The sequence below is a fragment of the Pseudomonas halotolerans genome (assembly GCF_039581215.1).
Classification (GTDB): Bacteria; Pseudomonadota; Gammaproteobacteria; order Pseudomonadales; family Pseudomonadaceae; genus Aquipseudomonas; species Aquipseudomonas tehranensis.
Genome location: NZ_JBCNTJ010000002.1, coordinates 38,710 through 62,256, shown reverse-complemented (window position 1 = coordinate 62,256; position 23,547 = coordinate 38,710). Strand labels below are relative to the sequence as shown.

Sequence of the window (23,547 nt, the reverse complement as noted above, 5' to 3'; positions counted from 1 at the left end):
TTTTCTGGACGATCACGGTGACGGCAACGGAACCACCGTCACTTCAAACTGTAGACAATGCTGTTTTTTGTGGTGGAAAAACCGACCGTCGGGTAATGCCACCAGCCAGCCAGGCACATCATTAACGAAGATCTACTGTGGGAGCGAACCTGCTCGCGATGACGGCGGCACATTCAACAGCGGTGCCGACTGCCCCGCCGCCATCTCGGCTTGAACCGGGCCCGGAGTGACAATCTGCTTGAGATCGATGTGTTTCCATTCAGGCGTCGCCCCCAGCCGCGCATTGAAGCGGTAGTTGAAGGTAAAGGCGTCTTCGGTCGGCTGGTTCAAGGATTTTCCATAGATTGCTTCAACACCGGTCGGGTCGTACCCCATCAACTGCAACAGCGTCGGGAAGATGTTGTAGTGGCTGGACCGGTCCTTGTTCTGCGCCCATGCCCGCTGCCAATCCAAGGTCTGTAACCGCGCGCCTTCTATAACCACCAGCGGCACGAGGCCCTCCTCCGCCACCGGGTCACCACCGCAATGGGTATTGAGCCCGGGGTTGCCGCGCTCGTGAAGGTCCTGGCCGTGATCAGAGGTGTAGATCAGCACGGCGTTGCTTAAATCGGCCTGCTGGAAGATCCGCCTGAAGAACTCTCCGACATTCCACAACAAGGTGTTCTGGTAGGCATTGCGATACAGCTCCCAGTCATGGGTCCGGCCATCAAAACCGTCACGCTGGCCGGTATCGGCGACTTCAAGAAACCGCCCTCGCGGCAGGGCGGGACGATAGCTCATGAACTCATCCGGGTACTTGTCATGCACGGGAAAATGCGCACCGAGCTTGTTCACCACCACCAGTTCGGCCCGGTCATTGCCCAGCCGCTCGATCAGTTGCGTGGCAACCGCCATGTCTCGCTCGAACACCGGGGTGCGGTCGAACTGCACGAAGTCGTCGATATCGTTTTTTTCGGTGTCAGTCATCAGGTTCTGAAGGTGACCACCGGTACGCTGGGCGTCGATATAGACCGTGCGCAACCCGGCGTTTTTGGCGTATTGCCAGATCGACGGCAACGTACTGTTGATGCGCACGTAATCGGCTCGGGTGCCACCGTAACGCAAGGTGACATTGGTGTCGGCGCTGCAGTTGGCGACGGAGGCCGCGTAACCGAAATTAAACACCTGCACCCCATCGGGCGGCGTCTTCAGGCCGCTTCGAACGCCAAAGGGCGTATTGATATCTAGATAATTTCCAGCGACGCTTTCATCGATGATCAGCACAATATCATGCTCGATCGCCGATGTTGTCCGCACCAAGCGGACCGGCTCCCGAGGGCCGACAGTGTTGTGCAGGGCTTCATAAACGAACAGATTCAGATAGGCCAGCGGTGTGTACATCACCGGCAGCCCCCGCGCCCCCTCGCCCGCCCGTACGAATAGAACGCCACTGAGCAACAACACCCCCAACACAGGCGCGGCGATGGGCAAATAACCGGGCAATGGCAGCGACCGCCGAGGTTTGAGACCAATCCCCAACAGCAACAACAGGCCGCCGGTGGCGGCGCTGACAATCACTTCGCGATACTGGTGGGCCGCCTCCCCGATAAAACCACCCGAATACACCAGCGACACAAACTGGCTGTACGTCAGGTAGCTGTCGGTCACCCGCGTGTAAACCTCGAAGAACACCGCCGAACCAAACATTGCCAGTGCGAACAGGTGACGCACGAAGGTCTGGCGAATGTATGCACTCATCCACAGCGCCACCACCAACACCACGAACATCGCACCGAACAGCAACGTGGCGAATCCCAAACCCAAGGCATTCAGACGATCAAGGTAATAGTCATATCCCCTGATCAGGTACAGCACCAGCAACAGTTCCTTGAAGTATCGGAGCATGTGTTTCTCGACGATTTGGCGGCGTTGGAGACGGGGTCGTTTTCTGCACGTTAGCAGCGGTGTTCCAAAGCGCAAGAAAAGGGATGAACGGCCAAAGCGTCAAAAAAAAGTTAGCCCAAAAATGACACGCTTTGAGCACGTAAAACGTAAAAATCTATGGATAATTACCGTTCATCGCCTAGTTAAATGCCGTTACAGCCCTTTAAAAACAGCACTTTTCCAAACCAGTCAATGACTTGATATCAAAAGGCCAAGCCCTGTCGAGTTTGCCAACAGTGACAACTGTCATTTTGCTGACACGCTTTTCTGAAGCTGCGCTATACCCCTCTAAACAGTTTCATCCGAGTTACATCAACCGTCTTGCGAGGCGCGCCAAAAATGGACGTGAGCGTATTTGGTACGGGGTATGTGGGATTGATTCAAGCGGCTGCGTTGGCTGACGTCGGCCACCGCGTTTTGTGCATCGACATTGACCCCAACAAGATTCGTCAGCTGCAGCAAGCGGTGCCACCGATCAGCGAGCCTGGGTTGTCCGAACTGCTCGAAGAGAACATCAAGAGTGGCCGGTTGCTGTTCAGCGATCAGGCCAGCGATGCGGTCAATCACGGCGAACTGATTTTCATCGCGGTAGGCACGCCAGCCGATGAAGACGGTTCGGCAGACCTGAGCCATGTACTGGCGGTCACCCGCCAGATCGCTGACTTCATGGACAGCGACCGTACCTTGATCATCAAGTCCACGGTACCGGTCGGCACTGCCGACAAGGTCGCCGAATGTGCCCGTCAGGCGTTGGCTCGCCGAGGTCTGAAACAGCTGAATGTGCGGGTGGTGTCCAACCCCGAGTTTCTCAAGGAAGGCAGCGCCCTGGCCGACTGTATGCGCCCGGACCGGATCATCATCGGCACTGCCGACCCGCTGGCCCGCGACCAGATGAGCGAGCTGTACGCGCCCTTTTGCCGTAACCGCGAAAAACTGATGTTCATGGACAACCGCAGTGCGGAACTCACCAAGTACGCCGCCAACGCCATGCTCGCCACCCGCATCAGCTTCATGAACGAACTGGCCAATCTGACCGAACACCTAGGCGCCGACATCGAAGCAGTACGCAAGGGTATCGGCTCGGACCCACGCATCGGCTATCACTTCATCTACCCCGGTTGCGGCTTCGGCGGTTCATGCTTTCCCAAGGACCTGCGGGCCTTGTTGCATACCGCCGAACAAAGCGGCATGCCCCTGCGCCTGTTGCGCAGCGTCACCGATGTCAACGACAGCCAGCGGCATATTCTCTTCGAGAAACTGACGCAACAGTTCCCCGATGGCCTGGCCGGCAAGTCCATTGCGATTTGGGGCCTGGCCTTCAAACCCAACACCGATGACATGCGCGAAGCCCCCAGCCGCTACCTGATGGAAGCGCTGTGGCGCGAAGGCGCGCGGGTCCACGCCTACGACCCGGAGGCCATGTCCGAATGCCGGCGCCTCTACGGCTACCGCAAGGACCTGAACCTGTGCGCCACCCGCGACGACACCCTGGAAGATGCAGACGCCCTGGTGATCTGCACCGAATGGAAAAACTTTCGCGTGGTGGATTTCGACCTGTTGGCCAACAAGTTGCGCGCACGGGTCATCATCGATGGCCGCAACCTGTACAACCCCGAACACCTGGCCGCCGCCGGCCTCTTGTATCGCGGCATCGGGTTGCGTCACACCGTGCCCAGCACTCTGCCCCAGGGGCCACGGGCGTGAACATTCTGGTGACCGGCGCAGCCGGTTTCATCGGCGCCCATTGCGTACTGCGGCTGCTGCGCGACGGCCATCAAGTGTGGGGGCTGGACAACTTCAACGACTACTACGACCCGCAGCTCAAGCACGATCGCGTGGCATGGGTAAAGGACCAGGCCGGGGACTTTACGTTGGCACGGGTGGACCTGACCGACGCCTCGGCCATCGATGAGTTGTTCCAGTCGCACCGCCCCGACGTGGTGATTCATCTCGCCGCCCAAGCCGGCGTGCGTTACTCCCTGGAGAATCCGCGGGCCTATGTCGACAGCAACCTCACCGGGTTCCTGAACATTCTGGAAAGCTGCCGCCGCCATCCGGTCAAGCACCTGATCTACGCCTCCTCAAGCTCCGTGTATGGCGCCAACCAGCGCACACCTTACTCAGTACAGGACGGCGTGGACCATCCGCTCTCGCTGTATGCGGCCAGCAAGAAAGCCAACGAGTTGATGGCCCACAGTTACAGCCATCTATTTGGCATTCCGTGCACCGGCCTGCGGTTTTTCACCGTGTACGGCCCCTGGGGCCGGCCGGACATGTCGCCGATCCAGTTCGCCCGCGCCATCGCCGAAGGCCGCGTGTTGCAGTTGTTCAACCATGGCGAGCACCAGCGCGATTTCACCTACATCGACGACATCGTCGAAAGCATCGCCCGGCTGATCGAACGCCCGCCCCATGCCACGCCACAGTGGGATCGCGATCAACCGGACCCGGCCACCAGCGCGGCGCCCTGGCGGATCTACAACATCGGCGGGCAGCACCCGGTGGCGCTGTGCACCTATGTAGCGCTGCTGGAAAAGCACTTGGGGCAAACCGCCCGGATCGAACTGCTGCCCCTGCAACCGGGGGATGTGTTGAACACCTGCGCCGATGCCAGCGACCTGGCACGGGCCACCGGTTTTCAGCCGCGCATCGAGCTGGACGAGGGCCTCGGCCGCTTCATCGACTGGTTCCTCGATTACTACGCCCTGCCTATCGCCGACACCGCTTGCAGCCAAACGCTTGCGACCAACCTTCAGCGGAGGAGTCTATGACCCGACATGAACAAAGCATCCCTCTCACCGCCCGCGGGGGCGACAAGCGTGTCGATCCCGAGCACCGCCGACGCCTGGACGCGGCCATCCATCGTCAGGGCCGTGGCTGGCTGACCGGTCGCGACGGCGGTCGACCCTGGACGGTGTCACGCACCAACCGGGTGGTGGCCTGTCTCGGCGCGTTGTCGATTCTGCTCCTGCTCAGCCCACTGATGCTGGGCCTGGCACTGCTGATCAAGTTCTCAAGCCCCGGTCCCGTGCTGTTCGTGCAGAAACGCACCGGATACCGCGGCCGGGTCTTTGGCATGTACAAGTTTCGCACCATGGTGGCTGATGCCGAGGCGCTCAAGGAGTCACTGCGCCACCTCAACAAGCACGGCGCCGATGCCATCGACTTCAAGATCGACAACGACCCGCGCATCACCCCCGTCGGCCGGTTCCTGCGACGCAGCAGCCTCGACGAGTTACCCAACCTGATCAATGTGGTGACCGGCGACATGCGCCTGGTCGGCCCGCGGCCGACCTCGTTCAACGCCTACCGCTACAAGGACAACCATCTTGTCCGCCTGAGCATCTACCCCGGCCTGACCGGCCTGTGGCAGATCTCCGGGCGCAGCAATATCGACTTCGACCAGCGCGTGGAACTGGACCTCAGCTACATCGCTGAACAAAGCCTGTTGCTGGACTTGAAGATCCTGATGATCACCCCTTTCAAAGTTTTCAGCGGCCACGGAGCGAGTTAAATGGACGGTTCAACCAATATCCTGACCATCGCCAGCCCGAGCGAGACCAACCTGACCTCGACCGTGCTCGACCCTTCCTTGCGAATCCTGCTTCTGACGGCCGCCAACACCGGCACCGGAACCAGTACCAGCGCCATGGCGCTGGCTGCTCAACTGGCGCAGATGAGCAGCGGACGCGTGCTGCTGGTGGACGCCAGCCAGTCGCCGCACAACCTCAGCCAGCAACTGTCGCTGCACAAAGAGCGCGGCTTCAGCGACCTGCTGTTCAACAGCCTCGCCCCGCCCCTGCTGCAGGACTGCGTGGTGCAGACCTCCAGTCTGCCCTTCGACGTGCTGCCCAACGGCCGCTTGGGGCGCAATGCCGAACGTCTGAACGCCGAGCAGCTTCGCCCGCTGTTCAAGCAACTGGCCGGGCAATACCGCTTTGTGGTGATCGATGCCGACGCGGTGTATTCGGCCTCCGACACCTTGGTCATGAGCACCCAGGTGGACGGCGTGGTGCTGGTGGTACGCGGTGAAGACACCCGCTGGGAGGTGGCCCAGGCCGCTCGCCAGCGGCTGGCCCAAGCCGGCGCCAAAGTGGTGGGCAGCGTGTTCAACCGCCGCAAGTACTACATGCCCAAGTGGCTCTACAACAACCTGTAAGCCTGCAAAAGGATGACGAGATGAACGCCAGATTGCTTGTCCTGCTGCTGTTGCCGCTTGCCGGTTGCAGCAGCCACACCGAAACCCGCTCCATGCCGGTGCAGATCCTCACGGCCGCACCGGCCAACGCCCAGGCCACCGACATGCCCCGGGTCGAACAGACCCTGCGCCCCCAGGATGTGCTGGATGTGATCTTTCACATCAGTACCTCCGGCTCGGACGCCTACCGGGTCCAGCCGGGCGACCAGGTGGCCCTGAACTTCACCGCCGCCAGCCAGCTCAATGGCGCGCAACAGGTCATGCCCGACGGCAGTATCGAGCTGCCGGGGGCCAACACCTCGGTAAAAATCGCCGGCCTGACCACGGATGAAGCGCGTCTGGAGGTACAGCGTGCCTATGACCGGAAAATGTTGTTCCAGCCCAACCGCAATCAATTGACGGTGCAGGTCACCAGCCCGCTGAGCAACGAGACAAAACTGCGCAACACCCTGACCCACCCGGGCACCGGCATGAGCCGGGAGATCACCGTGGGCCGGGATGGTTACGCAAGTTTCCCGGAAATCGGTGCCGTGCCGCTGCAAGGCATGACCGTCAATCAACTGGAAACCTACCTCAACGAGCGCTACGCCCAATTGCCGGGCCGCATGACCGTCGATGTGCTGCTCAAATCCACGGCCGGTAACGAAATCTATGTCCTGGGCGAAGTCGCCCAGCCCGGTTCCTACCCGATCCGCCGGCCGATCTCGGTCCTCGAGGCCCTGACCCTGGCCCGTGGCACCAACGTCAAGGCCCGACTCGACTCGGTGGTGATCATGCGCCGCAACGGCAACCAGGTCGAAGCCCGCCACTATGACGTGGAAAAAGCCCTGAGCGGTGACGCCTCGCAGATCGCCTACCTGCAACCGGAAGACATGCTTTTCGTACCCAAGACCGGTCTGGCCAAAGCCGGTGAAATGGCCCGGCAACTGGCCGACGTGGTGCTGTTTCAGGGCGTGGGGTTCAGCTTCGGCTACCGCGTCGACAACAAAGGCAGCGACAACTGAAACTCAGGTGATTGATCATGAACCCCAAGGAAAACTATCTGCATGAGTTCTTCAGGATTTTCTTCGCCAACAAGCAGTGGGTGAAGCGCGTCTTCCTGATCTTCGCCGTGATCGCCCTGGCGCTGCCGTTGATGCTCAAACAGAGCTTCGACATCACCGCTCAGGTCATCGTCCAGTCGAAAAAACTCTCCCAGGGCGACGCCACCACGTCGCTGAACCAGGAAAACGCCACCTTCATTCCGCCGTCCCTGGCAGACATGGAAACCGAGAGCAATATCCTGCGCTCGCCAGCGCTGATCAGGCAGACCATCAGCACCCTGCGCGACCAGGGCGAGTACACCCCCAGCCCCGGCATCTTCAACAAATGGGTGAGCGAGCCGCTCAAGCACTATGTCACCACACCGCTGCGCGAGTATGTCGTCAACCCGTTGCGTGACAGCCTGGGGCTGGAGGTCGATCCGGTGCGTGACACCACGCTCGACACCCTGACCGACGAAGCCATCGCCAACCTGAAAATCGAAACCCTGCCCGGCTCCAACGTCATTTCCATCATCTACAGCTTCGGTGACCCCGCCCAGGGCACCCGGTTCGTGGCGCAACTGCTGGAGAATTACCTCACCGGTCGCCAGGCCCTGCAATCGATCGAGCTGCCGCAAGCCTTCTATGAACAGAAGAAAACCCAATACCAGACTCGCCTCGACGGATTGGAAGGCACTCGCCTGGCATTGCTGGAAGACGTCAGCTCCTCCGATCCCAAGGAGGAAATCACCTTCCGTCTGAACGCCATCAACACCGAAGAACAGGCCCTGAACCTGTACCGCGATCGCCTGCTGCAAAGCCAGCGCTGGCTCGATTACCTCAAGACCAGCCTGACGGCGGCGAACAGCTCGCGGTTCAACGACTACACCTTCCCCTTCACCTTCACCACCACCGTGGACAACATCGCTTTCGAAGACCGGGAGATCAAACAACTGGGTGAGCAACTGACCTCCCAAGTCAGCCGCTACATGAATGACCTGGCGATCTTCCAGCCCGGCAGCGAACCGATGCTGTTGACCCGCGAACAGATCGCGCGCACTCGCCAGCAGTTTCTCAAAGTGGTGAGCAACCGGATCCAGGAACGCACCAACGACCTGGCGATCGTCAGTTCGGTGATCGACCAGAAAACTGCGCGCATCGCCGAGTTCAAGGAGCGCATCCATCAGTTGCAGCAAACCCAGAGCAAGCTGCGGCAGATGGACACCGAGATCAATGCCCTGCATGCGGCGTTCTCCACCTACGCCCAACGGTTCGCCGAAAGCAGCACCGCCCGCTCGCTGGACAACGACCTGTCCAACGCCCGCGTCCTGAGCCCGCCGTTTGAACCCACCGCTGCGGCGTTTCCCAAGCCGATGCTGATTATTACGTTCGGCCTGTTCAGCGGCTTGCTCCTGGCAATCGCTCTGGTCTATGTGCGTGAGTTCTTCGACCATCGCTTCAAGCACCCTGCCCAGATTACCCAGCAACTGGATGTACCGGTGCTGCTGGTGATCAATGAGCAGACCCCGGAACAGGTCAACCCCCACCGCAACTGGAGCCTGCCCAGCCTTGTCCATTGGGTGCGCAATTGAACGCGCCGGTGGGCCCGACTTGCCGCAGCAGCGCCCTGCCGATCATTCATTTGCTCGACAGCGGCGGCTTCTACGGGGCCGAGCGGATGTTGCTCGATCATTGCCTGGCCACGCCGGGGCAGCACCAAGTGCTGTTCCTGGCGGCGCCGCCGACGTTGATCACGCGCTTTCGCCAGGCCGGAGTCGATTGCCGCCACTGCGCCAGTTGGGCCGAGCTGGTGCAGCACCTGCGCCAGCGACGGGAGGAGCAGCCGCTGATCAACACCCATAACTTCAAGGGTCTGCTGTTCGGCTGGGCCGCGGCCACGCTGCTGCGCTTGCCCCTGGTCATCACCCAGCACGGCTTCACCCCGCGCAGCGCCAAGCAACGTTTCTACACCTGGCTGAGCCTGCAACTGTGCCGCACTGCCTCAGTCAACCGGGTGGTTTGCGTGGCCGAAAGCATTGCCGTGCTGCACCGCCAGGCCAGCGTGCGCGCGGAAAAACTCGACGTGATCCCCAATGGCCTGCCATCGGTCACAGCCCCCCTGCCTCATCGTGACGACAGGCTGCGCTGGCGGGTCGGCTACGTCGGTCGCTTGAGCCACGAGAAAGGCCCGGACCTGTTCCTCGACGCCATGATTCCCTTGTGCCAGCGGCATGCATCGCTGCACGCGGTAATGCTCGGCGATGGCCCGGAACGCCAGGTTCTGCTCAAGCGCATCGCCGACGCTGGCCTGCCGACGCGCATCGAGCTGCCCGGTTATCAGACCGACATGAACCCCTGGTGGAGTCAGCTCGACGCGCTGGTCATCAGTTCGCGCACCGAAGGCACGCCGATGATTCTGCTCGAAGCGATGCAGGCCGGAGTGCCGGTGGTGGCGTTTGGCGTGGGGGGCATTCCCGATGTGCTGCAGGACCGTCACAACGGCCTGCTCGCGACGCCGGCCGACAGCGCCGAACTGGCCCGGCAGATCGAAACACTGTTTGGCGAACCGCCCCTGGCGCGGATCCTGGCCGACAACGCGCGCCGCACCCAACGGGACCGTTATGACCTGCGCGCCCTGGCCGAACGCTGGTCGCAGCTCTATATCCGCACGGCACGGGAGGCTCGCCCATGATTGTCCCGCTCTCGATCGTCAGCCTGCTGGGCGTGGTTTGCCTGATGTTGCTGGCCAGCCCCTATCCCTTCCTGGCGCCGGGGGCGGTGCTTGGCCTGGTGGGCGTCGCCATGTTGTACCGCAAACCTGGCTGGGGCTTGCTGGGCATTGCCGCGCTGGTGCCGTTCGAAGGTCTGTTCAAGGAGAACGCCTTCTCGGGTAGCAAATTCTTCGGCGTGGCGCTGATTCTGATCCTGATGTTGCAGTTGGCGCTGCGTCAGATCCCTTCGTCACGCTTGCGCAGCAATATCTGGCGGCCACTGATCGCCTTCATGATGCTCTATGGCCTGAGCTTGTTGCTGTCGCAGAACCTGGGTCTGTCCATGACCCATTTGCGCGAACTGATGGTGGGGCTGATCCTGTTCGTGATCACCCTGCTGATCGGTCGCGAGCTGAACCTGGATCTGTTCTGCCGGCTGATGACCCTGAGCGTGAGCACCACCTGTGTGCTGGCCATGTTCTCGGCCAAATACCAGGACCAGGGCCGCGCATCCGGCCTGTTGGAAGACCCGAACACCTTTGCCCTCTTGATCGCCTTTACCGTGCCATTGGCGTTGCTGCTGGTGTTGCGCAGCCGGAACCTGCTGTACCGACTGTTCTGGGGCGGCTGTTTCATCCTGCTGCTGGGCGGCATGACCAAGACCGAATCGCGCTCGGGGCTGGTGGTGCTGTTGCTGAGCCTGGTGATTGGCCTCTATCACTATCGTGCACAGCTGCCGCGCATCCGCCCGCGACACCTGGGCTTCGCCATGTTCGGGCTGGCCATCCTGATTCCCTTGGGGATCGCGCTGATGCCGGCCGGCTACGTGGCGCGCATCCAGTCGCTGAGCATTCTCAGCGCTGGTGCCAGTGCCCACAAAGACGAATCCCTGGGCCGACGCGCCTCGTACATCGTGGTCGGCAGTCAGATGATCCGCGAGAACCCGGTGCTGGGCAGCGGTCCGGGCACCTTCCCGCTGCACTACGCGCCCACCGGCTACGCCAAGGCGTTCTCGGCCAATCGCAAGCTGGGGGATCTGTATCGCCGGGCCCATAACACCTATCTGGAAATCTTCAGCGAGATCGGCATCCCGGGCGGACTGATGTTCGTCGGCATGCTCGGCCTGGGCCTGTACAACCTGCTGCGCGCCCGCCAGCTCTGGTTGCAGCGACGAGACTGGACGCAGGCAGACTTGGTGACGCACCTGGGCATGAGCTTCCTGTCGCTGACGCTGTTTTTGATGTTCCTCAGCGCCCCGAACCATAAGCTGCTGTGGATCATGCTCGCCCTCACCAGCGTGTTGCGCTACGACGCCGAACAAGCAGCACCGCAAGAGGCCCGGCCATGACCTGCATCAGCATCGTAATCCCGATGTTCAACGAGGCCCGACACATTGGCCGGACGTTGCTGGCGGCGCAGGAAGCCGCCCGCCAGGCGCAGTTGGACTGCGAACTGATCGTGGTGGACAACGGCTCCGATGATCATGGGCCGCGCATCGCCAACGAACTGGGCGCGCGCGTGCTGATCGTACCCGGCGTGCACATCGGTGCCTTGCGCAACCGCGGTGCAGCCGTCGCCCACGGGGACTGGCTGGCGTTCATCGACGCCGACATCGAGATGCCGGCCAACTGGCTCACACTGTTGCTGGAGCTCCAAGGCCAGGGCGATGTACTGGGCCTGGACCTGGACACGCCTCGTCAGGCGCCTTGGTTTGCTCAAGCCTGGCAACGCCGCAGCCAACGTCCTGGCTCGCGGCCCTTGCACCGGGTGCAGTGGCTGCCCAGCGCCAACCTGTTGTTGCGTCGCCGGTGGTTTGAGCAGGTCGGGGGGTTCGACGAAACCCTGCGCACGGGCGAAGACAAGGATTTTTCCCTGCGCCTGCGCGACGCCGGTGCGCAGTTGCTGCTGGTCAATGAAAGCGTGGCCCTGCATTGGGGCTACGAAGGCAGTTGGCGGGAGTGGATGAGCAAGGAACTGTGGCGCCAGGGCAGTCATTTGCAATTGTTGCGCAGCCATGGTCCGAGCCTGCGTCTGCTGCGCTTTCCCGCGTTGTCCATCGGGGCCTGGGGCCTGGATTTTCTGGCGTTGGTCGCCCTGTTCCAGGGTCAGCCACGCATGGCCCTGATGCTGCTGATGATGACCTCTCTGCCGGCCTTGTTCCTCAGTCTGCGCCAAAGCGGCCGGGACCTGCGCCTGACGCTGCAATTGTGGGCCTTGCACGGGGTGCGCTTGCACCTGACCGGCGCTGCATTGCTTCTCAACCTTTTTCATTGGAACGTCAGGAGACCTGCCCGTGGCTGAATTTCTTTACTGGTCGTGCCTGTTGCTGCCGGTGTACGCCTACCTCGGTTATCCGCTGATGCTGAGCCTGCTGGCGCCGCTGTTTCCGGTCCGGCGCTACGGGCCGGCGTTGCCGATGGACGTCAGCATTGTCATCGCCGCCCACAACGAGGCACGGCACATCGAAGAGAAACTGCGCACCTTGCTGGCCCAGGACTACCCGGCGCGCTCGCTGCAAATCATCCTGGCCAGCGACGGTTCCACCGACGACACGGTGGCCTGCGCTCGGCAGGTCATCGACCCGCGCATCACCGTGCTCGACCTGCCGCGCCAGGGCAAGGCCGCTGCCCTGAATACCGGCGTCGCCCACAGCACCGGAGAGATCCTGGTGTTCACCGACGCCGACAACCAATGGGCCGACGATACCCTGGGGCACCTGCTGGCCCCGCTGGGCGATCAACAAGTCGGCGCCTGTGCCGGGCACATGGAAATCCCCGTGCCGGGCAAGGGCCTGAGCCTGGGCGATAGCTTGTATCGGCATTACGAAGGCTGGCTGCGTCAGGTGGAGAGCCGCACCGGCTGCATGGTCTCGGCCGACGGCGCCTTGCTGGCCCTGCGTCGCGAGCTGTTTGAGCCCATACCGGCGCAGGTCAACGACGACTTCTTCCTCAGCACCTGTGCGCCGGCGGCGGGAAAATCCATCGTGTATGCGCCACTGGCCCGGGTCACCGACCAGGGTGTGGACGAAGCCGACAAGCAGTTTCGCCGGCGCCAGCGGGTCACCGTGGGCGGCCTGCAAAGCCTGGCCCAGCGCCGGCAGTTGCTCAACCCCCTGCGTCACGGGCTCTACGCCATCGGCCTGATCAGCCACAAACTGATCCGTCGCCTGGCGCCGGTGTTGCTATTGCCGCTGCTGCTGAGCAACGCCTGGCTGTGGAATGACCATCTGTTCTATCGCCTGAGCCTGGCGGCGCAGCTGCTCGGCTACGCCATTGCGTTAATCGGCCTGCTGGACGTACGCCACCGTTTGCCCAGGCCCTTTCGCTTGGCCGCGTTCGTACTGGTGACGCTGGCGGGCATGAGCATCGGGCTGTGGCAGTTTCTGCGAGGCCATCGTTACAGCCAATGGAACCCCGAGCAGAACCGCTAAGGAGACGGCCCATGTCCATCAAACAAGTCTTCAAGCGCACCGGCGGCTGGCTGTACCTGAACACGTCCCTGGGCCGCGGCCCTCTGCGTGGTGCCGGCGTGATTCTGATGCTGCACCGGGTTCTTAACAATGACCGCGCCGCCGAACTGCCCCATCGCAACGAATTGTGCGTGGGGCCTGAAGCCTTCGAGCATTTGCTGATCTGGCTGCAACGCTATTTCGAATGCGTGCCCTTGATGAGCCTGCTGCTGGCGGACCCTGACAGCGTCCCGAACCGTCCGCGAGTGGCGCTGACCTTCGATGACGGCTGGCGCGACAACGCGATGAATGCCTTTCCTCTGCTGCGCCAATACCAGGTGCCGGCGAGTATTTTCCTGTCCACCGATTTCATCGGCAGCCGCCAGCACTTCTGGTGGGAAAGCATCGGAGAAACCCTGTGGGACAGCCACGGCCAAGTGGCGCGGTATTCGCTGATCGAGCACCTGCAAAACGCCGGCCGGCCGTTGCCGGTGATGCTCGATGACCTGGATGACCAGCGCCGCAGCCTGTCGCTGATGCACTATTTGCAGAGCCTCAAAAGCCTGGATCCGCAGGTCTTGAGCGACCTCACCAACGCTTGCCCCACGGGCGCGCAACCCCAGGCACTGGATTGGTTCCAGGTCCGGATGCTGGAGGATTCCGGGCTCATCCGCTTCGGCCCCCATGGTGCCAGCCACGCGATTCTCACCGGGCTGGATGATCAGCGCCTGCACGAAGAACTGAGCCGCAGCCGGGCGGCTCTGGAGAACGGTTGCGCCCAACCGCTGCCGGTGTATTGCTACCCCAACGGCGATCACGATGAGCGCGTACGCCAACAGGTGGCAGCCCACGGTTTTCCATTTGCCCTGGGCACCGAGACCGGTTTGTATCGCACCGACGGTGACCCGTTGAACGTGCCACGCTTCGGTGTCAGCCAACGCAATGCCCAGCACCCCGAACTGCTGGCCTGGCGCATTCGCCGGGGGACCCGCTCATGAGCCGCAGCCACTACCTCAAGCATCTGGCGCTGAGCATGGGCACGCGCCTGGCGATGATCGGTCTGCGCCTGCTGCGCAATGTGTTGCTGGCGCGAATTCTGGGGCCCAGCGAACGCGGGCTGTTCGCATTGCTGAGCACCCTGCCGGACCTGATCAGCGCCGTCACCAGTGGCGGCTTGAATTCGGCCGTGGGCTATCAAGCGGCTCAACAACGCTCGATGGGGGTGCTGCTCAGTCAGGTGCTGATCTTTGGCTGTCTGTTGGCCGGGTTGTTGACGGTGCTGGTGGTGGCGCTGGTGCGCGAGTTCGGTGGCGAACTGGACATCACCACTCAGTTGGGATTGTTGGCGTGGCTGCTGCTGTTGGCCGTGCCGTTGACCGTGCTCAAGAGCGGCCTGCTGACCCTGCACAATGCGTCCGGCGGCGTGGGCGCCTTCAATGCCCTGCGACTGATGGAGTCACTGGCACCGCTGTTGCTGTTCCTGGCGCTGTTCTGGATGTGGAAAGACACTGCCCTGGAAGCGGCGCTGATCAGTTGGCTGGCAGGGTTGAGCCTGGTGGTGTTGGCCGGTTGGGTCTGGCTGCGGCGGGACCACCCGTTCACCTTGCAATGGGATCGCTCCCACCAGAAGGAGCTGTTGCGCTACGGCGCCCGCAGCCACCCCGATTTGATGTTCCAGCAGGTGGTATTGCGTTCGGACTACCTGTTCATCGGTGCCCTGCTGGGCAGCACTGCCCTGGGTCATTACGCCATGGCCAGTGCCGCCGCCGAACTGCTGCTGATCGTGCCGGAAGCGGTCACCACGCCGCTGATGAAGCGCCTGCTGCAACAAGACACCGACATGAAACGCCTGACGCCCCTGGCCCTGCGCCTGACCGCCACAGTCATGCTCGGCGCCTGCCTGGGCATGGCGCTGATTGGCGAATGGCTGATCGTGACGCTGTTCGGCGCGGCCTACCAACCGGCGTATCCCGCCTTGCTGGCGCTGCTGCCGGGGCTGTTCGGGCTGTGTTACGCGAGCATCCTGCGCCTGGACCTGCTGGGCAAGAACCGGCCCGGTACGGTTTCGCTGCTGATGGGGGTTGGGGCGTTATTGAACCTGGCGCTGAACCTGGTCCTGATTCCGCGTTACGGCATCGTCGGAGCCGCCGCGGCTTCTTCGATCGCCTATATGGCCGTGACCGTCGCGCTACTGGCGATGTACTGCCGCCTCAGTGGCGTGGCGTTGTGGCAGACGCTGATCATCCTGCCCAGTGACCTGCTGCCGATGCGGCAGATGCTGATGGGGAAATCCGCATGAACGCCGTTGTCAGGCAGACCGCCATCGCGAGCAGGCTCGCTCCCACAGGGCCCGGCGCCGGGCACAAAAACTGCGGTCGCTACACCTCCAATGTGGGAGCGAGCCTGCTCGCGATGGGGTCGGCCCGGAGCCTATGCAAATCCGTCAGATCGGGTTTCTCCTGCCCGCAGACACCCTGTTTTGCCATGGACTGGAACACCCCCCTTTTTCCCCACCCTGTCACCTGTCAGGAGGCACCATGAAGTCCCTGCAAAAATTGCGTGACCGCATTCAGAAGAAAGGCCTGCGCGCCGTGTTCAAACAGCTGTGCAGGCGCTACGTGTATTTACACTCCCGACTGGTATGGCTGGAGCACGATGTGCGGCTCCCGCTTCCACCGCATAACCTCAAGCCCTATCCACCCATGCGCCTGGCGTTCATCACGGTCAGCAATGCCGACGCGTTTGCCCGGCACTTTGGCGACCGCGTCGAAACCATGCGCGAGCTCGCGGCCGAAGGCTACACAGGCTTGATGTACCTGGATAGTGAGGGCGACACCGTGGGTTTCGCCTGGGGTAGTACGCGAGACTATTTCGACCGCCATTTCTATCGCTGCAACTTCCCGATCCAGCCTGGCGAGTACTTTCAGTTCGGTGGCGAAATGATCCGTGCCTACTGGGGGTCCAGGATGTCGGCGGATATGCAGTTGGAAGTCTGGAAGATCATGGCAGACAAAGGTTGCGACACCATGGTCGATGTCTGCGACTTGCAAAACATCCCGGCGATCAAGATGCATCTGCGCATGGGCTTTCAGGAACGCGGCAAGATCACCCATGTGTATCGCCTGTTCGGTCACTGGCGGTTTTTCCGCGACACGTTTTACCGCGGCTCGGTTCTGGGCGATTTTCAGAAACCGGCCCAGCCGGTTGCATCGACTGCGGCGGCCTGATGGCCATGGCGATACGGCTCCAATGGTGTCGTTCCTTGCCGCCTCAGCGGCGTGGCGCCGTGGCAGACACAGGTCATCCTGCCCAGCGACTTGCTACCGATACGCCGCAGGCTGATGGGGACATCAGCATGAATGTGCTCGTCAGCCAAACCGCCATCGCGAGCCAGCTCGCGATGGTGGCCACTCCCCAACCCGCCACCCGTCAGGAGGCACCATGAACGTTCTGCAAAAACTGCTTGACCGCATCCAGAAGAAAGGCCTGCGCACCGTCCTCAAAAAACTGTGCCGACGCTACGTGTTTTTCCATTCGCAACTGATATGGATGGAGCGTGATCTGGTGAGCCCGATTCGACCCTGCAAACTCAAGCCTTACTCACCGTTGCGCCGGGAAGTCATCACTACCAGCAATGCCGATGCTTTCGCCACCCACTTCGGCGACCGCGTCGAGACCATGCGTGAGCTGGCAGCCGAAGGCCACACCGGCTTGATGTACCTGGACAACAAGGGCGACACCGTGAGTTTCATCTGGGGCAGTCAACGCGACTATTTCGACCGCCACTTCTATGGTTGCTGGTTCCCGGTCAAACCGGGCGAGTTCTTCGAGTTCGGCGGTGAAATGATCCGCGCCTATTGGGGCAGTCAGTTGTCGGTGGACGTGCAACTGGATCTCTGGAAGACCATGGCCGACAAAGGCAGCGACAAAGTAGTCGATGTCTGCGATCTGGAGAATATTCCAGCCGTCAAACTGCACTTGCGCATGGACTATCAAGAGCGCGGCCAAATCACCCATGTGTATTGCCTGTTTGGCCGCTGGCGCTTTTTCCGCGACACGTTCTATAGCGGCTCGCTGCTGGAGGCGTTTCGCAAACCCGCGCAGCCAACCGCCACCACGGCGACGGCCTGATGTCCATGGCGGTCAGGTTCCAATGGTGCCGCTCCCTGGGTGCGGACTTCCCCGCAACAGCTTATGAACAGCTGCGAACCCAGGTGGCCGACACTACACCGTTCAACACCTTGGCCTGGCTGCAAGCTGCGGAATTTGCGCTGCTGCCCGATCAGCAGCTCAACGTACTGCTTGGCTGGCAGGATCAGACACTGTGCCTGTGTCTGCCGCTGATAGCGGGGCGCGAGCGCATCGGCGGGCTGCGGTTTCGGGTATTGCGTCACTTGGGCTATCCATTGGCTGACCGCATCGCACCGCTGATACGCCTGGACGCCGAGGGGATGGCAGAAGCGCTGATGCAGATCCGCCAACATCTACCCCATGCGTTGCTGCAGTTGAATGAAGTCACCGAGCCGGTGGGTGAAGGCAGCGTCCTCAGTGCCTGGATGGCCCTGAGCTCCACCGGGGAACGGCGGCTCAGTTGTCGGGTGCCGGTGCATTTGATCAGCGACAGCGACCGCCAGGAAATTTCCGGTGATCCGCGCTACAAGTTACGCCGGGCGCGCAAGCGAATCGCCGCCTGCGGTGCCCAGGTCCGCCGGGTGACGCCGGACGCCATCAGCATGGGCCTGCTGCTGCACGACCTTGCCGAAGTCGAAGCAGCCAGCTGGAAGGGCGAAGAAGGTGTCGGCATTTTTGCCGACCCCGGGCGTCGGCAATGGATGAATCACGCCTTCACGGCGCTCGCCGCCGAGGGCATGGTGCGGGTGGTGATGCTGGAGCTGGACGGTCGCTGCATCAGTTATCGCCTCGGCCTGCTGGACCAGGGACGGCTGTACGACTACAACCTGGCGTTCCTGCCGCAGCATGCCGATCTGGGCAGCGGCCGGGTTCTGCTTGAGGAGTGGATTCGCTGGGGGCTCGATGACAACTGGCGCTGGATCGATGCGTCGCGGGTCAGCCTGGAGAACTCCAGCCATCAACTGCATGAACGCATGACCGGACAACTGGAGCACTGGCGTTGGAGTTTTTATTCGTGGCAGCCCGACGGCCTGGTATTGGGGCTGGCCTTACGGTTATGGAAAAGCCTCAAGCCGCTGCTGCACAAGCGCCCCGCCGGGCAAACCGCAACAGCCGCTTCGCCATCGCCCGCCAAGCACAAGGAGAATGTGAATGCCCCGCCAAGTGATCGTCAACGCTGACGACTTCGGACTCGACCTGAACGAAAACGCGCTCATCCTGCGAGCCTTCGAAGCGGGCGTGATCAGCTCGGCCACGGCCATGGCCAATATGCCGGCTTTCGAGCAAGCCTGTGAAATGGCTCGACAACCACTGCTCGACGGCCGAATCGGCTTGCATTTCAACCTCAGCTACGGCCGCCCACTGAGCCAGACCATTGCTCGGCGACCGGCGTTTTGCGACGCCCACGGCGAGTTCGACCTGAATCTCTCGCGCTACTGCCTGCGCCTCGGTTCAAAGGACCTCACCGCGGTACAGGAAGAACTCGATGCCCAATGGCAACGTTGCCTGGACCACGGCCTGCAGCCCAGCCACCTCGACTCCCATCAACACGTGCATAACATCTGGCCCATTGGGGAGCTGGTGGCCCGCTTCGCTGCCCGACAGGGCGTGCCGATTCGACTGGCGCGCAACCTGGGGGCGAACCTTAACCTGCCCAAGCGCCTGTTCAAAACGTTGCTCAACCGCCGCCTGCGCAGTCTGTGCGGCGCAACGGCCGACTACGTCTGCACACCGGCTGACCTGCACCATACGGCGCCGCCGGGCCACGGTTCGCTTGAGGTGATCGTTCATCCATTGCATCTGGAAGAGGATTTTGGCGACGCGAGCCTGGCGCCAGGGGACTCATTGACCCACGTGCTGCACAGACGCCTGGCGGGCGTGCCGAGGGTGGCATACAGCGCGGCGGTAAAGGTGTTGAGGCTGAGCGAATATGGGGATGTGCAGTGATTCGAGAGACGCGACCAAACAGGCCATCCGAAATCCATCCATCCTTCAGACGAATCTGATAAAAAAGCACCTTCATGTCTTGAGCAGCGAATCGCATCGATGTCTTCGTCTCTTCTCTCCCGCCTTGGGCGACGCTGGCTGGCTTTGCTCTGCATGATCACACTGGTGATCGGGCTGCCGGTGGGCTGTGGCGTGTTGCAGCACAAGGAGCGCGAGCTGGTATTTCGCATCGAGCCGGGGACGGCGACCTGGTTCAGCGGCTTGCCGGGCGACGTCCAGGAGTTCGACCTCAAGCCCAAAAGCTTCAAGGCCGGGGAAAGTATCCACGGCTGGTGGTGGCCGGCCGAACGCAAGAACGCGCCGGCGATTCTGTACCTGCACGGGGTGCGCTGGAACCTGACCGGTCAGTTGTTTCGTATTCGGCAGTTAAGGGCCCTGGGCTTTTCGGTGCTGGCCATCGATTACCGGGGTTTCGGCAAAAGCCAGGGCGATCTGCCGTCGGAAGCCAGCGTCTATGAAGATGCGCGCATTGCCTGGGAGCGTCTTGAAGTGCTGCAACCGGATCCGGCCCTGCGGCTGATCTACGGCCACTCCCTGGGTGGCGCCGTCGCCGTCGACCTCGCTGCGGAACTGGGCCAGAAGGCGGCGAAAGACGGCAGCCTCGTGCCCGCCCGTGGTCTGGTCATCGAGTCCACGTTCACCTCCCTGGGCGATGTCGCCACCGCCATGGCCAACACGTCCCTGCCGGTGCGCTGGTTGCTGTCGCAGAAATTCGACTCCATCGACAAGATCCGCGAGATCAACATGCCGTTGCTGGTGGTGCACGGCGCCGCCGACCGCTACGTCCCGCCGCGTTTCAGTGAGCAATTGTTCAACGCCGCCCAGGAGCCAAAGCGCCTGTTGCTGGTGCCGGGCGCGACGCACAACAACAGCATGAACCTGGCGGGCAGCACCTATCGGCAGGCATTGGAGGCCCTGATGAAAGCCGGGCCATCGCCGGTGGCCGGCCACCCTCCTACCAGAGCGGCCAAGGCTGGCTGATCACCTTTGCCGCCAATCCCCCTGTGGGAGCGAGCCTGCTCGCGATGGCGGTGGGTCAGTTTGCATACAGGCTGGATGTGCTGCCGTCATCGCGAGCAGGCTCGCTCCCACAGGAAGTTGTGTGCACTTCAGACGCCCTTTGGAGCCAGACACGAAAAAAAAAACGGCACCTTGCGGTGCCGTTTTTTCATTGCAGGTCCTGCTTTACTTACGTGCCGCTTCCCAGGATTTCAGCAGCTCGGCGTAGCTCACTGTCTCACCCTTAGGCTTCTCGTTGGCCAGTTTCGGCTTCGGTGCGCCCGGCTGGTCGAACCAGTATTGCGCGTCGCGCTCGGGGTTCATTTTCGGGGCGCAGGTGGCCTGGGCCTTGGAGCGTTCCAGACGGGTCATGATCGCGTCCTGATCCTTGGCCAAACCGTCGAGAGCCTGTTGCGGAGTCTTCTCGCCGCTGGCGGCTTCGGCGATGTGGCTCCACCACAGCTGCGCAAGGCGAGGATAATCCGGCACGTTGGTCCCGGTCGGGGACCATTGCACGCGAGCAGGGCTGCGGTAGAACTCCACCAGACCACCGAGTTTCGGCGCCAGGTCGGTCATGGCTTGGGAATTGATGTCCGATTCACGAATCGGCGTCAAACCCACAATGGTTTTCTTCAGCGACACCGTCTTGGACGTCACGAATTGCGCGTAGAGCCAGGCGGCAAGCCGCTGTTTCTCAGGCGTGGATTTGAGGAACGTCCAGGAACCCACATCCTGATACCCCAGCTTCATGCCCTCTTCCCAATACGGTCCGCGCGGCGACGGCGCCATGCGCCATTTCGGCGTGCCATCGGCGTTCATCACCGGCAGGCCCGGCTTGGTCATGTCAGCAGTGAAAGCGGTGTACCAGAAAATCTGCTGGGCGATGTTGCCTTGCGACGGCACCGGTCCGGATTCGGAGAAGGTCATGCCGGCCGCTTCCGGTGGCGCGTACTTCTTCATCCAGTCCACGTATTTGGTGGTCGCGTACACGGCCGCCGGGCCATTGGTATCGCCACCACGGGTCACGCTGGAGCCGACCGGATGGCAGTTCTCGACGCGAATCCCCCACTCGTCCACTGGCAAACCGTTGGGCAGGCCCTTGTCGCCGCCACCGGCCATGGAAAACCAGGCATCGGTGAAGCGCCAGCCCAGGGAAGGATCCTTTTTGCCGTAGTCCATGTGACCGTAGACGCGCTTGCCGTCGATTTCCTTGACGTCTTCGGTGAAGAACTTGGCGATGTCCTCGTAGGCCGACCAGTTCACCGGTACACCCAGCTCGTAGCCGTATTTCTCCTTGAACTTGGCCTTCAGGTCCGCACGCTCGAACCAGTCGGCACGGAACCAGTACAGGTTGGCGAATTGCTGGTCGGGCAGTTGATAGAGCTTGCCGTCGGGGCCGGTGGTGAACGATGTGCCGATGAAGTCCTTGAGGTCCAGGGTCGGCGAGGTGTAGGCCTTGCCTTCGTTGGCCATCATATCGGTGATCGATTCGGTCTTGCCGTAGCGAAAGTGCGTCCCGATCAGGTCCGAGTCGTTGACCCAACCGTCGTAGATGTTCTTGTCCGACTGCATCTGGGTCTGCAGCTTCTCCACCACGTCGCCTTCCTGCAACAGGTCGTGGGTCAGCTCGATCCCGGTGATGTCCCTGAAGGCCTTGGCCAGCACCTTGGATTCATATTCGTGAGTGGCGATGGTTTCCGACACCACGTTGATTTTCATGCCGCGAAACGGCTCGGACGCCTTGATGAACCACTTGAGCTCTTCGAGCTGCTGTTCGGCTGTCAGGGTAGACGGCTTGAATTCACTGCCAATCCATTTTTTCGCCGCGTCTTCATAGGCGTCGGCCCAGGCCGCAGCGCTCAGCCCGCTGAGTGCCAGCACGGCTGCCAATGAAACGCTATGTCGCAGCTTATTGTTTTTATCGAACATAGAGACCTCCTGTTTGGGTTTAAGAGCCTGATCGTCGAACCTTCGACGTGGCCTGTACGGTAATTCGAGTGCACGAATTAGCGACACAGACCACTTAGCCCCACCGCATCACTGCCAACAGCCACACCAAAGACAACGCGAACGCTATCCAGATGCTCCAGTCGGTGGCGCCAATCACCAGCAGATGCAGGTAGGCGCTACCGAGAAGACCGATAAACAGCCGATCGCCACGGGTGGTGGCAATCGGCAGGAAACCGCGCCGAGGGATACTCGGCGAACGCAGTTCCCACGTAGTCATGCCTGCCAACAGCAAGGCGATGACCCCAAAAAAGGCCGCCGTCGGGCCGGTCCAGTTCATCCATTCCATCATCGTCTCCTCAGACCCGGCCCAGGGCAAAGCCCTTGGCCACATGGTTGCGTACGAACCAGATCACCAGCATGCCTGGCAGGATAGTCAATACCCCCGCCGCCGCCAGCACACCCCAATCGATACCCGATGCCGAGACCGTGCGGGTCATGACCGCCGCGATCGGCTTGGCATTCACCGAGGTGAGGGTGCGCGCCAGCAGCAGTTCGACCCAGGAAAACATGAAGCAGAAAAACGCCGTGACACCAATGCCGGAGCCAATCAACGGGATGAAGATCTTCGCGAAGAACTTGGGGAAACTGTAGCCGTCAATGTAGGCGGTCTCATCAATTTCTTTGGGCACCCCGGACATGAAACCTTCGAGGATCCACACCGCCAACGGCACGTTGAACAGGCAGTGGGCCAAGGCCACGGCGATATGGGTGTCGAACAGCCCGATGGACGAGTACAGCTGGAAGAACGGCAACAGGAACACTGCCGGCGGCGCCATACGGTTGGTCAACAGCCAGAAGAACAAGTGTTTGTCCCCCAGGAACCGGTAGCGGGAAAACGCATAGGCCGCCGGCAACGCCACGGCCAGGGAAATCACCGTGTTCAGGCTGACGTAGTACAGCGAGTTCAGGTAACCGGTGTACCAGCTCGGGTCGGTGAAGATCACCTTGTAGTTCTGGAAGGTGAAATCCTGGGGCCACAGCGTCAGGGTGCCGAGGATCTCGGTGTTGCTCTTGAACGACATGTTCAGCAGCCAGTAGATGGGCACCAGCAGGAACAGGATGTAGATCAGCAACGGAATCAGCTTTCTCTTGCTCATG

General features: G+C 61.7%; 21 protein-coding genes. 17 read left to right on the top strand and 4 right to left on the bottom strand.

All coding sequences use genetic code 11. The features are described from left to right. Positions 1–132: 132 nt before the first annotated feature. Positions 133–1,884 (bottom strand): sulfatase-like hydrolase/transferase, encoded by a 1,752-nt coding sequence (locus AAIS01_RS02690; RefSeq protein WP_343467688.1) that lies wholly within the window; start codon positions 1,882–1,884, stop codon positions 133–135. A gap of 378 nt (positions 1,885–2,262) precedes the next feature. On the opposite strand from AAIS01_RS02690, the gene AAIS01_RS02685 reads away from it, so the two are divergent. From AAIS01_RS02685 to AAIS01_RS02605, 17 genes are all read left to right on the top strand, one after another. Next, the gene (locus AAIS01_RS02685; RefSeq protein WP_343467687.1) at positions 2,263–3,627 is read left to right on the top strand and encodes a UDP-glucose dehydrogenase family protein; all 1,365 of its coding nucleotides are present in this window, start codon (positions 2,263–2,265) and stop codon (positions 3,625–3,627) included. Then, on the top strand, positions 3,624–4,694 hold the full coding sequence (locus AAIS01_RS02680) for an NAD-dependent epimerase (protein ID WP_343467686.1): 1,071 nt from the start codon (positions 3,624–3,626) through the stop codon (positions 4,692–4,694). The genes AAIS01_RS02685 and AAIS01_RS02680 overlap by 4 nt, the downstream gene beginning before the upstream one ends. Beyond that, positions 4,691–5,437, top strand: coding sequence for a sugar transferase (locus AAIS01_RS02675; RefSeq protein ID WP_343467685.1), 747 nt, complete (start codon positions 4,691–4,693; stop codon positions 5,435–5,437). The genes AAIS01_RS02680 and AAIS01_RS02675 overlap by 4 nt, the downstream gene beginning before the upstream one ends. Then, positions 5,438–6,082 carry a CpsD/CapB family tyrosine-protein kinase gene (locus AAIS01_RS02670; protein ID WP_343467684.1) on the top strand — a complete coding sequence of 215 codons (645 nt, stop codon included), beginning with the start codon at positions 5,438–5,440 and terminating at the stop codon, positions 6,080–6,082. It abuts the gene before it with no gap. Between the two features lie 20 nt (positions 6,083–6,102). After that, positions 6,103–7,125, top strand: coding sequence for a polysaccharide biosynthesis/export family protein (locus tag AAIS01_RS02665; RefSeq protein WP_343467683.1), 1,023 nt, complete (start codon positions 6,103–6,105; stop codon positions 7,123–7,125). 17 nt (positions 7,126–7,142) lie between these two features. Next, a complete protein-coding gene (locus AAIS01_RS02660) occupies positions 7,143–8,735 on the top strand; it encodes a GumC family protein (RefSeq protein ID WP_343467682.1) in 1,593 nt (530 codons plus the stop codon). Continuing rightward, the gene (locus tag AAIS01_RS02655) at positions 8,732–9,835 is read left to right on the top strand and encodes a glycosyltransferase family 4 protein (protein WP_343467681.1); all 1,104 of its coding nucleotides are present in this window, start codon (positions 8,732–8,734) and stop codon (positions 9,833–9,835) included. The genes AAIS01_RS02660 and AAIS01_RS02655 overlap by 4 nt, the downstream gene beginning before the upstream one ends. Beyond that, entirely contained in the window at positions 9,832–11,202 is a 1,371-nt protein-coding gene (locus AAIS01_RS02650; protein WP_343467680.1) for an O-antigen ligase family protein, read from the top strand. The genes AAIS01_RS02655 and AAIS01_RS02650 overlap by 4 nt, the downstream gene beginning before the upstream one ends. Continuing rightward, positions 11,199–12,155: a glycosyltransferase gene (locus AAIS01_RS02645; protein ID WP_343467679.1), complete on the top strand. Its 957-nt coding sequence runs from the start codon at positions 11,199–11,201 to the stop codon at positions 12,153–12,155. The genes AAIS01_RS02650 and AAIS01_RS02645 overlap by 4 nt, the downstream gene beginning before the upstream one ends. Continuing rightward, complete coding sequence (locus AAIS01_RS02640; RefSeq protein WP_343467678.1) at positions 12,148–13,284, top strand: glycosyltransferase family 2 protein; 1,137 nt, start codon at positions 12,148–12,150, stop codon at positions 13,282–13,284. Before AAIS01_RS02645 ends, AAIS01_RS02640 begins: the two co-directional genes overlap by 8 nt. Before the next feature lie 11 nt (positions 13,285–13,295). Then, positions 13,296–14,300 carry a polysaccharide deacetylase family protein gene (locus tag AAIS01_RS02635; protein WP_343467677.1) on the top strand — a complete coding sequence of 335 codons (1,005 nt, stop codon included), beginning with the start codon at positions 13,296–13,298 and terminating at the stop codon, positions 14,298–14,300. After that, positions 14,297–15,601, top strand: coding sequence for a lipopolysaccharide biosynthesis protein (locus AAIS01_RS02630; RefSeq protein WP_343467676.1), 1,305 nt, complete (start codon positions 14,297–14,299; stop codon positions 15,599–15,601). The genes AAIS01_RS02635 and AAIS01_RS02630 overlap by 4 nt, the downstream gene beginning before the upstream one ends. 238 nt (positions 15,602–15,839) lie before the next feature. Then, positions 15,840–16,529 carry a GNAT family N-acetyltransferase gene (locus AAIS01_RS02625; RefSeq protein WP_343467675.1) on the top strand — a complete coding sequence of 230 codons (690 nt, stop codon included), beginning with the start codon at positions 15,840–15,842 and terminating at the stop codon, positions 16,527–16,529. 214 nt (positions 16,530–16,743) lie between these two features. Continuing rightward, positions 16,744–17,433, top strand: a complete 690-nt coding sequence (locus AAIS01_RS02620; RefSeq protein ID WP_343467674.1) for an N-acetyltransferase — start codon at positions 16,744–16,746, stop codon at positions 17,431–17,433. Between the two features lie 5 nt (positions 17,434–17,438). Continuing rightward, on the top strand, positions 17,439–18,614 hold the full coding sequence (locus AAIS01_RS02615; RefSeq protein WP_343467673.1) for a GNAT family N-acetyltransferase: 1,176 nt from the start codon (positions 17,439–17,441) through the stop codon (positions 18,612–18,614). Next, positions 18,586–19,380 (top strand): ChbG/HpnK family deacetylase, encoded by a 795-nt coding sequence (locus tag AAIS01_RS02610; RefSeq protein ID WP_343467671.1) that lies wholly within the window; start codon positions 18,586–18,588, stop codon positions 19,378–19,380. Before AAIS01_RS02615 ends, AAIS01_RS02610 begins: the two co-directional genes overlap by 29 nt. Positions 19,381–19,479: 99 nt before the next feature. Continuing rightward, complete coding sequence (locus AAIS01_RS02605) at positions 19,480–20,421, top strand: alpha/beta hydrolase (RefSeq protein ID WP_343467670.1); 942 nt, start codon at positions 19,480–19,482, stop codon at positions 20,419–20,421. A gap of 204 nt (positions 20,422–20,625) precedes the next feature. Here AAIS01_RS02605 and AAIS01_RS02600 read toward each other — a convergent pair whose 3' ends face one another. The 3 genes from AAIS01_RS02600 to AAIS01_RS02590 form a co-directional block, all read right to left on the bottom strand. Beyond that, complete coding sequence (locus AAIS01_RS02600; protein ID WP_092400469.1) at positions 20,626–22,368, bottom strand: ABC transporter substrate-binding protein; 1,743 nt, start codon at positions 22,366–22,368, stop codon at positions 20,626–20,628. A 94-nt stretch (positions 22,369–22,462) separates the two neighbouring features. Then, a complete protein-coding gene (locus AAIS01_RS02595) occupies positions 22,463–22,735 on the bottom strand; it encodes a DUF2160 domain-containing protein (protein WP_047228550.1) in 273 nt (90 codons plus the stop codon). Between the two features lie 10 nt (positions 22,736–22,745). After that, the gene (locus AAIS01_RS02590) at positions 22,746–23,546 is read right to left on the bottom strand and encodes a carbohydrate ABC transporter permease (RefSeq protein WP_047228551.1); all 801 of its coding nucleotides are present in this window, start codon (positions 23,544–23,546) and stop codon (positions 22,746–22,748) included. Between the last annotated feature and the right edge of the window lies 1 nt (position 23,547).